The following is a 13,950-nucleotide window of genomic DNA, read 5'->3' on the forward strand; positions in this document are numbered from 1 at the left end:
ACGCATGCGCGCGGGCACGGCGAGGTCTATGATGGCATTGGGTGAAGGGTGAAGGTCAGGCGGCCTGCTGATTGGCTGGCTTGTCGGCCTGGCGCAGGAGCTTCCATTCCCAGGGCAAGAGCTCGTGCAGACGCGATGCGGGATGATCGGCGATACGGGCCAGGACGTCGGCGAGCCAGGCCTTGGGATCGACGTCGTTGAGGCGACAGGTCGTGATCATCGTCAGCATGATGGCGGCACGGTCGGCGCCGCGTTGGCTGCCGGCGAAGGTCCAGTTGCGCCTTCCCAAGGCGATGCCTCTCAATGCGCGCTCAGCGCAATTGTTGGTCAAGCAGATCCTGCCGTCGTCGAGGAAGCGGGCGAAGCCGTCCCAGCGCCTGAGCATGTAGTTAATCGGCTTCAGGACCTCGGAGGAACGCGAGAGGGTTTCGCGCTCGCGGAGCAGCCAGGCATGCATGTCCTCGAGAAGTGACTTACTCTGTTCCTGGCGAGCGGCACGCCGCTCGCCGGCACCGCGGCCGGTTGATGGCGCGCTCGATCTCGAACAACGTATCGAGGCGTCTGACAGCCTCCAGCGCGATCGGGGAGACCGGTTTGCCTTTCTTGCCTTCCCGAGCATTTTTCTCGATATCAGCCAGCTCGAAGAAGCCCCGCCGCGCATGGGCCACGCAAAATGCCGGTGTCATCGGCAGCGCCTTCTTCTGCGGGTCGAACAGCGGCTCGAAGCCGCTGTAGCAATCCGCCTGCAAGATGCCGGCGAAGGCGGCCAGATGTCTCTGTGGATGCTCGCCTCGTCGGTCGCTCGAGGCGTAATAGACCGCTGCCGGCGGCGCAGGCCCGGCGAACGGCCGGTCATCCCGCACATAAGTCCAGATCCGCCCGGTCGTGCACTTGCCCTTCGCCAGAATACGGATGGTGGTGTCGTCGCCATGAAGGCGCTCGGCAGCGAGCACGTGGCGTTCGATCAAGTGGAAGAGCGGCATGACGGCGAAGGTCCCGTGGCCGACCTGGTCGGCCAGCGTCGACAACGGCAGGTCGATCCCCTCGGCCTTAAAGCGCGCACTCTGGCGGTTGAGCGGGATATGCATGCCGAACTTGTCGAACAGGATCGTCGCCAGCAATTGTGGGCCGATGAAGCCGCGCGGCGTGGCATGGAACGGCGCGGGCGGCTGGCTGATCTTCTCGCAATCGCGGCAGGTGAACTTCTCGCGTACCGTCTCGATCAGCTTGAAGCGGCGCGGGATCTCCTCCAGCGTCTTGGTCACATCCTCACCGATCTTCGCCAGCCGCGATCCACCGCAGCAGGCGCAGGTCGTTGGAGTCTCAATGACGACGCGCTCGCGTTCGATATCGTCAGGCCATGGCTTGCGCACCGGCCGCTTGCGCATGAAGGGGCGGACGTTCTGCGTCTTCGCCGCTGCGGCCTGTGCGGCAAGCTCATCCTCGCTCGCCGTGGTGACGAGTTCTTCGAGCTCCAACTCCAACTGCTCGAGCAGCCGTGCCGAGCGCTCGGATCGCTGCCCGTGCAGTTCGCGTTTCAGCTTCTCGATGCGCAACTCGAGATGAGCGATCAGCGCCTCGGTATCCGACAGTTTCGCCTGCGCATTCGCGGCTTGCGCCTGCCAGTTGGCGGCCTTCGCCTCGGCTTTCTGTCGCGCCTCACGCTCGGCCTGCAGCGCCGCCAGGGCACTGACAAGGTCCGATGGAAGATCATCCGGCTTCGATATCATGGAGCCATTGAATCAGATCGAGCCGCAGATTCAAACCGTAAAACGACTATCCGACCCGCGTCGGACGCTGGGTTTCTTGAGGGTTGCGCCAATCGATCCCGGACAACAGATAGCTCAACTGCGCCGGAGAGATCGTTACCGATTCACCAGCAACCGATGGCCAGATGAACCTGCCTCTCTCGAGTCTTTTGGTGAACAAGCAGGCGCCCTGGCCATCGTGCCAAATGACCTTCAATAGATCACCGCGTTTGCCCCGGAAGCAGAAAAGACCGCCGCCCATGGCGTCGCGCTTGAGCACTTCCTGCACGCGCAGAGCCAGGCTCGGAAAGCCGCACCGCATGTCGGTATGGCCCGTCGCCAGCCACACCCGCACGCCCGTCGGGATCGGGATCATCGGCGCGCCAGGCCCCGAGCAATTCGAACGACCGCCTCGATATCCGCACCGGGGCCGAAGACCACGCGCAGCCCCTGAGGGCTCACGATTTCGATCTGACCTGTCTCGACAGCTTCCGTCGTTGGCGGCGTACTTGCCGCAACTATCGCAGGGACGAATGTCGGGCCGATCGAATCCTCTTCGGCCGGATCATGACAGGTCCAAGCCTTGCGCCAGCTCAGCAGAAGCTGACGTGATATCCCATACCGGCGAGCCGTCGCCGACACCAGTCGTGGCCCCGAGAAGCCCTCCTCTACGATTCTGAGCTTCTCCGCACGCGTCCAGCGTCGCCGCCGACCGGTCTCCACCAAATCCATGCGGCTCAGCACCGCACTGTCCTTATGTACGTCCATAAGGACAGTCAGCTACAGATCGGAAAAACTCGCAAGACGGCCGCCCTCGGACGGATACGATGGTGCTGAAGACCCGCGCTCTTCTAGTGCGGCAGCGAACGCAGGCGGTCAACGCGTTGCGCGCGCACCTAGCCGAATTGGGGATCATCGCCACCGCCGGCCTGGCAAAGGTTGAGGTGCTGGTCGCAATCGTGCGGGACGAGACAGATGCTCGCCTGCCCGCAGCGGCGCGCTTCGCGCTCATGGCTATTGCCGACGAGATTGAAGCTTCAGCTGACCAGATTGAGAGGCTCGAGCGCGCAATCGTCATGGAGGCCAAGCACGACGAGGACATGCGCCGGTTGACTACCATCCCTGGCGTCGGCGCCATTACGGCGGCGACCATCAAGGCGCTTGTGCCGGATCCTGGCGGGTTCAAGTCGGCTCGCCACTTTGCCGCCTGGCTGGGATTGACGCCGCGGTCTCATTCAAGCGGAGGCAAAGAGCGGCTGGGACGCATATCGAAGATGGGAAATCCGGAACTCCGCTCTCTCCTCGTTGTCGGGGCAACGGCCGTCTTGCGGGGCGTCCGAAACGACGCTCGGGCGCGGCCGTGGCTGAAGGCGCTTCTCGCCAGACGGCCCGTCAAGGTTGTCGCCGTCGCGCAGGCCAATAAGACGGCGCGGATCATCTGGGCGCTCCTGAACAAGGGCGGAATTTATCGGCGTCCCGAACCACTGGCGATTACAGCGGTGACGCAGTGACCGCCAAAACGATCTGACTGGCGCAGGCCGGCAGAGGGCAAGGTGCAACAACAGGCGATGAACCCATGGGACGAAATCCCGAAACGAGTGAAGCTACTGCCCCCAATGCGCTCAAGCGCGTAAACTTGATTTAGCTCCTCGTTCCGCGGATCTCATCGAGGCCAGCGGCGATATTGTGCCGCGCGCAAAGGCCGGACATATGACCGCACCGTTCCAATGTGTGAAATCGACTGAAAAAGCTCTTGCCACGCGGGCCGTTCCACATATGGGGGCAAGGTCACTCAGCCCATTCCGTAACCGCTCATTCCGCGAAAGCCGGCCCCCTGCCCTCAACTGATAAGGTTTGTACTAATTCCTTATCAGTCTGCGAACTGACTCCATTTCTCCAATTTTGCTTATCGGTCAGCTAACTGTCTCCATTGTGCTGTTTTGCTTATCAGTTAGCCTACTGTCTCCAATTGTACGAGTGGCGCTCTTTGATTTGGTCTTGCCTCACCGTCCTCCCTTTGACCGGTCCACCGCGAAAACCCAGTTTGGCTTTCGCCACTTACTGACGCTGCCACGTCGACCGCTTAACGAGGCCTTATCGAGTTCATTGGCTAGATCAGATGACGGAGCCAATAGCCATGCCCGTGCTTTTGTAGCGAGGCTCAAAGCCGCGATTCTATCGCCTCAGTGATTGGATCAGCAGCTTATTATTCAATTGCTGAAGGATGCCATCAAGCTTTAAGCGCGTCAGAACGCCGACTTTCACGGCGACACCGTCCGGTTCTCTGACGACTCGATCAGGCAATCTTTTTTTGATAGTCTTTGGAATATTGCTTTCGCGCAACATCTCCGGCGACATATCTTTGAGTGCTGGGTTTTCGATATCGATCACCCTGCCTGGAATACGAACTTCTCTAAAGCGCTTTGCGAAGTCAGCCGGGCTCAGCTCGACCATGGCTATGTCGACGGAATGAGTTGACTTGGCCTCTAGACTGAAAGCAGCTTTCGTTCCTGTCGCATTAGCAATCAGAAAATTGGGCGTAGCGCCTGCTGTGAGCGTGAGCAGAAATTCGATATTGTACCCAATCGATTTTTCCCCGTCGAACCCAGATTGCAGCGTCGAATTTTGATTGACGAGGTATTGAGACTCGAAGACTCGAACAATCCATTGACCAAGGCCGAGATGCCCTTCAATGAGAATGGGGCTAGCGGGAGGACATGGATGCCGTGCGGCCTCAATAAAGGCTACGTAAACATTCAGCAGAGCAGTCCTTTTTGCATTCAAAGAGGCGCCGGCGTTGAGCTCAAGAGGGCTGATGCTTCCAAATGGGCCCGTAAGCGACGATGACGTAACAATGCCGCCCGTCGAATCGACCGAAAGCGTCAATGCCAGACCGGCAGCCCACCTGCTTAAGTCCGGATACCGCTCGTCAGCTCGAAGAATGCGGTATGCTTCGCCGATTTCACACTTCACCCGTTCTTCGACGGCCGCCAGAGAAACCTGATCGACTGCCTCGATGGGAAAATTGGCGCAGCCGGTCAGACACATGCCTGCGACTGCAGCCGCGATGCCACGTTTGCCCATTATTGCCCCTCGCGCATATCAACGGTTCCACAACTCCAAAGCGAGCGCAACTCGCTAATCCAAGGTGACGCACGGAAATGGGATCGTGTGACAATAAGGTCGCAGAGGTGGGACCATTCATCATGCGCTTGTTGTCGCGCAATCGCTCGACGAAACGGCCAATGCCTAGCGCAAAGCGACGAGATTTATGCGCCGTTCGCTTGCGCATTGGGAAAATGCTTCCACAGAGGTTTAGAAAATCGTTCCAAACTTTCTGATCAGCCGCATCAGCTTTGGCGGCTCGGGCTCTTAGTGCCCAGCAGTTGTCCATTCACGGTTTAACTCCTCGAAATCGATAGAAAGCTCCGTGGTGTAATCTGCGACCCCTGGAGTTGAAAACCTTATTCAGAGACACACTTCGACTGGGACGTTTTCCAGACCGATACTCTCGGCCGAGATTGGACTCGACCAGAACGGCAATCCCTGCGGCCGTACCTCGAATGTCGTGCGTCTTCCACCAGCCTGAAAATTCGGGACAGCCTAATGCGCACCGTCGACCGCCGTCTAATCTGTGGCAGCTATTCCTTTTGGATGCGGTCGTATACGGGTCGCAACTGTTCTTCGAGATATTTAACTATCGCAGACGCCTTGGTGCCCTTGTTCTTATTATCGAGCGCATTACAAGCTGCATCCCTGTCGAAACCTGAGTGGTGCAGACCCACCAGGCGTCCGTCGTAATCAAAGATCGGGGCCCCAGATGCTCCTGGTTCCGTATCGCAATAGTGTTGGAGCGTGGGTCCTTGGTCCCCCACAGTTGCGACCAGCGAACAGGCGCTGACAAGTTTTGGACGACACAGCGCATGATGGACTACGAACACTTGAGCAGGCTTTGCTTGCGAAATTCTTGCTTGAGGTGGCTGTCCCACGCTGGCGCTCACGCCGAGAGTTGGTTTGACCCGCAAGAATGCGATATCGAGGTCCTTATCTGGCTTAAGAACCTCTTCGCAACTATATTGGCGACTGAGCTTGCTATCGTCGTAGGACAGGTCAACAATCGCATTGCGACAAACGTCCTTACTCCAATAACTCGTCGAGCTCATGCCCAGACTGCCCCCGCAATGCCAGTTGGTCATGAAAATATCGCTCGCAATCATCACACCCGAGCAACACCAGGAGCGCTTGATGCCGTCTGTGTCGTAGGTCGCGGTCGCAAGCATGCCGACCGTGTCGCCGGCTCGCTTCATAACGGCATTGCTCACGCTGTAAAGCGCGTCCCAGCGCGGGGTAGCCTGCTGACTAGAAAATAGTCGGACATCAGTCGTTTCAAGCGGATATGCGATGCCGGACGTCAATTCGACGACAATGTCGGACGTCGCAGACGCAACTAGATCAACGAGCACCACTCCCTTTGACAAGCGGCCGGTCCAGCGTGTTGTCGCATCTGGCGAGAAATCGGAAGGCCCGAAAGACGCAAGCACGTGGTAGTCAAGATCACGTACAACGACGTACCAACCCTTGTCCTGCCCCGACCGTATGGTGAAGAAAAGCTTCAATGAACTATAAGTCGGGCCAAACCCTGGATTGGCTCGATGAGAGGTGTAGGTGCGGCTCAGTGCAGCACCATCATCAAACCACCGTCCGAATTCCGTCGTAGCTTCTTTTGGTCGGCATACCAGTGCTTGCGCTAAAGCGTTACCCGACTCAAAAAACAGAAAAAATATAAGGAGGCTGAGCTTACTTGCAATCCGCAGGCCGAAACCCCTGTTTGGCAACAACCAAGTCATCTACCTCCTCCAATCGCAGCGCCGTCGTACCCGACGCGCCGCAAAACTGAGCGATAGCCGTGGAGCCGCTAAGCGCCTGCAGTGGGCCTAACCGCTTAATTTCATTTGCTACAGCATCTGTCGGTGCGGCGTAGTCAACGTAGAGCGTCCAACGCGAGGCTCCCGCTCCTGGCATTCGATATATGCGCCGCACGTCGCGGAGCCTTACCCGCACGTCTTCTGCCGACGTTGAATCCCGAAAATCAAACGCATTTGCTGGCGCTAGTTTTACGTCGCGCCATTTTCCGTTTTGTTTCAGCCAATGCTTCGTCGGATTAAGAAGAGCCAGAATGGGATCAACCACACCGGCGTTGATCTTTGGGTTATCTGGATGGGGTACGCCAAAGCTGCCCGTAAGTGGCCGAGAAGTAACCTGTAGTCGTGCCTTCAGTGCGCTACCTTCTTTATAGCTTTGCGGAAAGTTGCTGATCATCGCGGTCGCGACACCGGCGACATAAGCTGCCGCCTGCGATGTTCCGGGCGTCGCGCTTATTGCTTTCTCTGAAACCCAACCGGGAACGTTTTCGCCGCCCGGCGCCGCTATGTGGACGAACTTTCGGTCCCCCGCTCCAAAGTTCGCGCTTGGCATAAGTCGTGTGTTCGCGACGCCACAGGGCCCGCATGCTGTGACCACGAGCACGCTAGGCAGGTCGCCCAGATTCATAGGAAAAAGTGGTGTCGTATTATAGAGTGCCTCACCCGCCGTCCCATCGGCAGTTTGCCCCGCTGCCGCCACGAGGAATGGCCCATACTGCTTGATTCTACGTTCCAGTGTCCGAACAAAACGCATATTCTCCTGAGGGAGCTGTCCGTATTGGAGCGCAAATTCCCACTGGTCGAACGAGACCGCTGCAACGAATACGTTGAGCGGCAGTGGATCGTAACTGCGGGCCTGAATTTCGTCGCCCAGTCTGATGTGGCGGTCGGCGCTTGAGGGTTCAATTTTGTCCTCAGAAGACACGGTGCCCCACTCAAACGCATCTACTTTCGCGCCTTTTGATAGACCTTGAAACCCATACTGCCCGTTGCTCGCGATAATGCCCGCCATGTGGGTCGAATGGTGCAAACCCGACTTGAATTCTACCCACTGGCACATCCAATCCTTCGCGGGCGCCGTGTCGCCGAATGAAGGGTAGAGGTTTGGCGCTTTGGTCAACGGCACATCGATCAAGGTTACCGTGACCGGGGCCGACGAGTCCGGCAACCCGCGTTCTACAGCTGTTTGCGCGTCGAGATCGGGCTCTGCAAGCGTTACGTAATCGTACGGCTCAGCAATGGGAGCACCCGTCTTACAACTATCGCGCAACGCTTGCAGCGGCATCGCGGCGTAAGCTTTGGCGGGCGGCCGCTGCAGACGCAGCATATCGAAAGAAATGGCGGTTGATTTGAGATCAATGATGTTTGACGCAAAGTCTGCCGACTGAATATCGCTTTGCGTCTTGAAAAACAGCTGGAAGGCATCGAAATCGACCGCGCCCTTGTTACCCGCGGTCAGATTATTCTCGAGGCCCTCGGTCAGCTTGGCGTTGAGGTCACCCCAGTTGCTCAGCACCGCTTTACTGCGGGCGACCTCTCGCTCGATCGTTTTTGAATACGATATGGAGGAGCGATACTTAACCAGCCCGACATCGGGCACGAGGATGGTTTGATTAGGCTGCAGCTTATACAGTAGTGCCTGCTGCTTGTCGCCCGGATTCATCAAGCCCAACACTTGGAGGAACGGCTCACAGGGTGGCGGGTATCCAAGTGATACAATGATCTTGCACAAATTATCCGATGGTCCCACCGTGTAGGGTCGACTAGCCAGCAGGCCCGCGCGCGCGGCAACCGTGAGGACCGCAGCCATGTTCTGGCCAGCGTTACCGCCTTCAAAAGAAACGACAACACCGGGCGCTGTTCGCTTTGTCGGGTCAAATGATTGCGAAACTTTACCGCTTTCCGGCAGTGGCTTTTTGTCTTGCGCGACCGAAGCCACCGGCAGCGCGCTCGAAACAAAAAGTGACAGGATCGTAATGCCTGCAAAGTATCTCATGGTTGTAACTCTAGCTCGGTTAGCGGTACAGGTCCCGGTGGCCGCGCTGATCGCTTTCCGAGATCACGAGGTTCATCGTGCCGCCGCCTCCGCAAAAGTAATGCATGACGGACTTTGGGTCGTACTCCGTCAGCGGCTTGAAGTTATTGTCTTCAAGGTAGCAGCCTGGAACGCCGCGGATCTGCTCGTGCCGGTAGCCAATAACGTGCCCGAGTTCGTGGCGTAGCACCCCCGTGCGGTCGAAGATAGTCGTGTAAAATTGCGGACCGACGTTTAGATAGCGCTTGCTTTCGGGATCGGCCGGGAAAAACGAGGCTGCAATGAAGCGCTTTTCTCCCGGCACGTACCGCACGATAAACAACACCTTGTCGAGTTGCGGATTGCCATCAAACTCCTCCTTGTACTTTATCGACAGCCCGCATTCAGGACACACCCCCTCCCAATCCGCCGCGGCCTTTTTCATATGCTCCACTACCGTTTTGTATTCTTCGGGGGAGGAAAACGATTGGCGCGCGACCGCGTAGGTCAGTTCGCGTTTCCCTTTGGCCCAGAAGGTCGGTACGCCGTTCTTGGTCATCACGAGCAGTTCACCCGTTGGCTTCGTTGCGGGTTGGAAGCCGCGCGCTTGGAACTGGATCGTGGATTTCACCTGTTCCCGGCTCATGAGCAAATCGCCCTCAAGAAGGTAATAGGTACGGGCAGCGCCGTCCTCTGTAGTCGAAATGGTAGGCAGCTTTTTGAGAAACGCTTCAAATACGCCGTCGTTATCCGGATCGGCGAGTACCGCCTTATACTCGTCCTGGCTTTGCGCAACGCAGGCGCCGGAGAGCATCGCGAAAAACGTCAATGCCAGAGCTGTAATTCTGAACATACCTATTCCTTTCTAAAAACCTTAACGATAAAAAACGGTCCCGAACGCATGGCGGGCTAATTCCGCGCACGCACAACCCCAGGGTGACGCCTGAGGCTCAACCTTAAAGGTAGCACAAACATCGTTAGCATATTATAGATTGAGTCTATTTTCTGTCCAGATGAATTATGAAGAAATCGGCTATGCCAAAGATCAGTCGGCGTACCAGTCTCGCACTCCTCTCTGCCTCTGCTGCCGCGGTGCTCGGGCAAAGGCGCGCCTGGGCCGAAGCGTCGCCGCGTCTTATCGACGTGCATGCGCATCTTTTCAACGCGACTGACATCCCCGCTCGCAGTTTTCTGAAGATCGTGGTGCTTGATCATTACCCCGAGCAGGGTGTCGAGCGCATGCTAGATTTCGGCGAGCCAGGCGTAACGGACTGGCTTGTCTCTCTGTTTGTCTGGATCGTCGCAGGACGCGCGCCCACCGCTCGGGCGGAAATTGATTTTCTGAGCGGTCGCGGTGGTAGCTCACTGCCAGCCAGTGTCGATGCTTCGACTGCGGTTACGAAGGAGAAGTTGCGCCAGTTCCTTCAGAGCGCCGGCTCATCGGCCATGGCGAACATGTCGGTGCGACCGAATGGATTTGCATCACCGGGTGATGCCGGACGGGAAAAGTTTGTCGACGCTATCCGCAAGGCCGCCGCCCGCGGATTTCAACTATCTCCTGACGCACTTACCGACGAACAGACACTTGCCGAAGCGGCATTTCTTTCTCCAACTGACGTGGGATCGTATCTTCGGTGGTTCAATCTCTTTGCGCTCTATCGTCATGCGCTCGCCGAGCAATTGACGGCCACCTATCGAGCGCAGCAGCTGACGCCCCAACTTATCTGTCCGGCCGCCGTCAACTATTCGCATTGGCTCGATGAATATCCTACCTCGCCCTTTGCGGACCAGGTTGAGGTGATGGGACTGGTAGCCAAGCGCTCTCGTGACGTGATGATTCACGGGTATATTGGCTACGATCCGCTCGCGCAGGTCCATTTTCGGCGCCAGATCGCTGGCAGTACCGATCAACTAGCGCTTATAAGAACCGCGGTGCTTGAGCACGGCTTCCTCGGCGTTAAGCTCTATCCACCCATGGGATTTAAGCCCATGGGGAATGCGCCAGGGCAAACATATCCCCAACCTATCCTTGACCGGTTGGGCGGCCACGTAAGCGAAGGTCTAAACGAGGCCATGGAAGAGCTGTTTGCACTCTGCACACAACTCGACATCCCGATCCTAGCGCATGCAGCCGCATCAAACGGCGCGGGTCCTGAATACGCCGACCGCGCTGATCCAGCGTTCTGGTTGCCGGTGTTTACAAAATACCCGACGCTTAGGCTGTGCCTCGCGCATTTTGGCCGGTTCGATCATCGCTCGAGCGGCGCCGCACCAGGGAGCGTCTTGCCGGCCGCGAGCTGGGAGTGGGAGCTCGGCAAGTTCGTGAAATCTCACTCGCAACAGCGGCTCTTTGTTGACCTCAGTTACCTGTCGCAGGCGCAAGACGTCGACGTCGCCAATCGCAAGAAGCTTGGGACCATCATTAGAAACTTCTTGAATGAGTTTGATCCAAGCGCAGAGCGGATACTGTACGGATCTGACTGGATCATGCTTGGTCGTGAATCGAAGAGCGATACCTTCGCGACTGATCTCTTCTCGTTCCTTCGCCATGATGTTGGCCTATCGCAAGACGCGATTGAACGAGTTTGTTTCCGGAATGCCATTCGCTTCCTCGGCCTTAGCCAAGGCTCGGCGACCCGATCACGCCTTGCAAGTCTCTATCAACGTTGGCAGCTACCGTCTAAGCGTCTGGCGTTGTTCGACTCGTAGGGAAGGATGGGTCTGGGTCGAGCGCTAACGCTACCGACTTCGACATGCATTACCCTGTCGTGAAGTTCGAGTCCGCTGAGGCGCCGGTGCCTAAGCTGGAAGCGGGATAGAAGCCATTGACTGATAAGGAATTTGCCATTTGCTTATCAGTCAGCGCTCCGTCTCTGGATTCCTCAATGCTCACACGCGTAGGAAGTTGGTCCCGTCCGTACCGGCCGGCACGGAGTTGGGGGCCCAGTAGTACGCGCGCCAGGACTGAAGCCACCCTCCACAACCGGCGCTAGGCCGCCACATTGTGAACCTTGTTCGTACCCGCGCTTGAGAGCTTCGAGCCGCAACGCACGCGGTGGATACAAGGACGAGCCCTGCTCTGCATATTTGGAAGCAGCGGTAGCGAACACTTGACCAAACAAACTTCGGCCATGATACACCTCAAATCGCTTGATAGACGCGCCGCCGAACTGATCGGCCTCTAATTCAATCTGCCAGCGGTTCCTGCGAACGTCGCCGACGGAATGTCCGCAAAAGTGATGTCCGGCTTCATGTCCCAGGACTAAATAAAACCCTGGTGTATCGCCCGCGGCCCAATCTGGATCATAGGCGATAGTTCGATAGCCTTCTCCTTCGAGTGCAGCGGCGTTGTTCAATCCTAGTATCCTTCGTATCTGCAACCGCAACGCATTTATCTTGGTGGTGTTGGGAAGCCCCACCAGTTCAACAAGGATTTCGACGTCACTCACGATAGCAGCTTCCATTTTCATGTTGAGGTCCCGGAATTTTTCCTCGTGGAAGGCGAAGACATCCTTCCCGATCGTCACGCGTTGCGTCGATTGCGATAAAGCCGAGCTCCAACAAAGGAGAGCCACAAGGCAGCCTGCTCCAGTGCAGATGAATCTCATAGTTTTCTCCCTACCCTGAATGGTTGCCATTTTCTAGCGCAGAGAGTATCCTGCGACTTGCACAACGAAAACATATTTAAGTCTCTGAGATTGCTCGGCGCGCTGCGCGCGTGTTAGGGGGGCTTTTGTGCGATTGATTTTGCGGATAGTTCTCATTGCCATATTGAGCGTTGCCAGGGCTGCACCTGGCCTATGTCAATCTGGCAATTCCGCCATCCTTCGTGGCGGCGCACCTATTGGCTTTAACGTCTTACCGTCTCTCCCACCAAATGGGTTCTATGCGTGGTGCGAAACACCGAGGGGACTATGTGCGGTCCGTGGGAACGCACCAATTGCGCCGGGGTCATCATGTCACTGCGCTGAATATGCAGGGCGCACCGTTTGAAGCCAGATTCATCGACCACACACAACGCCCCCATCACGCAGGATCACCCGGCCGGCACGGGCGATGACGCAGGTACCCCGCTTCGAAACCTTCATGAAAGGTCAGTTGCGCTATATGGATTCTTGGTTTTGACTGCGGTTGCTGGATTGCTGATCGGTCTGTTTGTCGGGCATTCCTCCAGCCAGCCATTTGTTGAAAAGCAGCCAGACTTGCCTTCAATGAGCCAGTGCGTGGCCGATACACTAGCTCTCTTTGGTCAGAAAAATCCCCCGACTTCCGAAACCGCTCGCGATGCGCGTGACCATTGCTATTCGTTGATTCAGTCTCAGGGGTTGCTGAGTGACTTCGCCCTTCGGAAGCTGAACTTCTTCCAACAGTACCGAACCAGTGGCGTGCTGATGTGGATGGTTGTGGCAGTTACACTTTCCGGCGTGATGCTGGCTGGCTTTCAGCTCTGGGCGTCGTATCGACTCGCAGTCGCCTATCAAGCCAGTTTGGGCAACAATAACGGTGGTGAACTAACCCTAGAGCGCAATCGGCTCGTTTTGAAATCATCCATAACGGGCCTTTTCATTCTGCTGATATCGTTCTGTTTCTTTCTGGTCTTCGTAATATACGTCTATAGAATTGAACCAATGGTGGATCACAGCAATTCGGTATCCCCGCCGATTCCCACCCTTCCTATGGGGGGCCTTGGTGCTCCTTCCCCCGCAAAGGGCGGACCGTAGAGCCTAGCTCGGCATCGAGCCGCAGAAGCACGGGCTGGATCGCCAGCAGCAACAGTCTCCCAACTGACCCATTCATATGAGAAGACACGGCCAAAACTGATAAGCTTTGCGACCAAACCTTATCAGTCGAACGACGGTCTCATGAGGCGTTATCTTAATGCCGACAACGACAATAGCTTCTCCGGTGTCTCCTCCGCCTGCCCCGTCTGGAAGCAAGGAAGCATGCGTAGGAACCACAGCTCGCGCGGATTGCGATAGATTACATGTTCGTCGATGCCGCTTCGAGGCCCGGATATCGGGCGCTCCTGTCATTCGCCGGAGCTGGACCAATTAAACGATAGCACCAGAGTTGTTGCTTTTTGTTGATCCGTCACTGCTTAAACTCATCGCCCTCTATTCTGGCCGCATACCGACTGACTGCCCACGCGAAGCTCGGCTCTGTTTCGTATGTGCGGATCCTCGAAATCATTACCGGAAAAGGTTCGAGATGCGTGAATGGCGAAAGGAACAGCGGCGCTCATCCGGGCTTACGTCAGGATCGTTAC

At 57.0% G+C, this 13,950-nt stretch carries 10 protein-coding genes and 1 pseudogene; 3 read left to right on the plus strand and 8 right to left on the minus strand.

Annotation, left to right across the window (positions count from 1 at the left end; genetic code table 11):
* Positions 1–55 precede the first annotated feature (55 nt).
* The 3 genes from tnpC to tnpA form a co-directional block, all read right to left on the minus strand.
* Positions 56–1,730 (minus strand): IS66 family transposase gene (gene tnpC / locus HAP48_RS11065; RefSeq protein WP_166213758.1). Its coding sequence is split into 2 segments (ribosomal slippage): positions 56–520 and positions 522–1,730, totalling 1,674 coding nucleotides; the frame shifts between segments, so codons are not numbered across the junction.
* 46 nt (positions 1,731–1,776) lie between these two features.
* Positions 1,777–2,124 carry an IS66 family insertion sequence element accessory protein TnpB gene (gene tnpB / locus HAP48_RS11070; RefSeq protein WP_063676425.1) on the minus strand — a complete coding sequence of 116 codons (348 nt, stop codon included), beginning with the start codon at positions 2,122–2,124 and terminating at the stop codon, positions 1,777–1,779.
* A complete protein-coding gene (gene tnpA / locus HAP48_RS11075) occupies positions 2,121–2,516 on the minus strand; it encodes an IS66-like element accessory protein TnpA (RefSeq protein ID WP_166213757.1) in 396 nt (131 codons plus the stop codon). Before tnpA ends, tnpB begins: the two co-directional genes overlap by 4 nt.
* Before the next feature lie 59 nt (positions 2,517–2,575).
* Here tnpA and HAP48_RS11080 point away from each other — a divergent pair.
* Positions 2,576–3,259, plus strand: a pseudogene (locus HAP48_RS11080) (IS110 family RNA-guided transposase); the annotation flags it as partial.
* A 664-nt stretch (positions 3,260–3,923) separates the two neighbouring features.
* On the opposite strand, the gene HAP48_RS11085 reads toward HAP48_RS11080, so the two are convergent.
* The 4 genes from HAP48_RS11085 to HAP48_RS11100 all read right to left on the minus strand — a co-directional run bounded on the left by HAP48_RS11085 (position 3,924) and on the right by HAP48_RS11100 (position 9,537).
* Entirely contained in the window at positions 3,924–4,832 is a 909-nt protein-coding gene (locus tag HAP48_RS11085) for a hypothetical protein (RefSeq protein ID WP_166213756.1), read from the minus strand.
* 557 nt (positions 4,833–5,389) lie between these two features.
* Positions 5,390–6,595, minus strand: a complete 1,206-nt coding sequence (locus HAP48_RS11090) for a trypsin-like serine peptidase (protein ID WP_166213755.1) — start codon at positions 6,593–6,595, stop codon at positions 5,390–5,392.
* Positions 6,546–8,666, minus strand: coding sequence for a S8/S53 family peptidase (locus HAP48_RS11095; RefSeq protein ID WP_166213754.1), 2,121 nt, complete (start codon positions 8,664–8,666; stop codon positions 6,546–6,548). The genes HAP48_RS11090 and HAP48_RS11095 overlap by 50 nt, the downstream gene beginning before the upstream one ends.
* Before the next feature lie 19 nt (positions 8,667–8,685).
* Positions 8,686–9,537, minus strand: a complete 852-nt coding sequence (locus HAP48_RS11100) for a zinc metalloprotease (protein WP_166213753.1) — start codon at positions 9,535–9,537, stop codon at positions 8,686–8,688.
* A gap of 167 nt (positions 9,538–9,704) precedes the next feature.
* Here HAP48_RS11100 and HAP48_RS11105 point away from each other — a divergent pair, with 167 nt between their 5' ends.
* Positions 9,705–11,393, plus strand: coding sequence for an amidohydrolase family protein (locus HAP48_RS11105; RefSeq protein ID WP_166213752.1), 1,689 nt, complete (start codon positions 9,705–9,707; stop codon positions 11,391–11,393).
* A 173-nt stretch (positions 11,394–11,566) separates the two neighbouring features.
* Here the strand turns inward: HAP48_RS11105 and HAP48_RS11110 are convergent, their stop codons facing one another.
* A complete protein-coding gene (locus HAP48_RS11110) occupies positions 11,567–12,211 on the minus strand; it encodes a M48 family metalloprotease (protein WP_166213751.1) in 645 nt (214 codons plus the stop codon).
* A 594-nt stretch (positions 12,212–12,805) separates the two neighbouring features.
* Between HAP48_RS11110 and HAP48_RS11115 the strand changes: the two genes are divergently transcribed.
* The gene (locus HAP48_RS11115) at positions 12,806–13,405 is read left to right on the plus strand and encodes a hypothetical protein (protein WP_166213750.1); all 600 of its coding nucleotides are present in this window, start codon (positions 12,806–12,808) and stop codon (positions 13,403–13,405) included.
* Positions 13,406–13,950 lie beyond the last annotated feature (545 nt).

The organism is Bradyrhizobium septentrionale (assembly GCF_011516645.4).
In the GTDB taxonomy this organism is placed as follows: domain Bacteria; phylum Pseudomonadota; class Alphaproteobacteria; order Rhizobiales; family Xanthobacteraceae; genus Bradyrhizobium; species Bradyrhizobium septentrionale.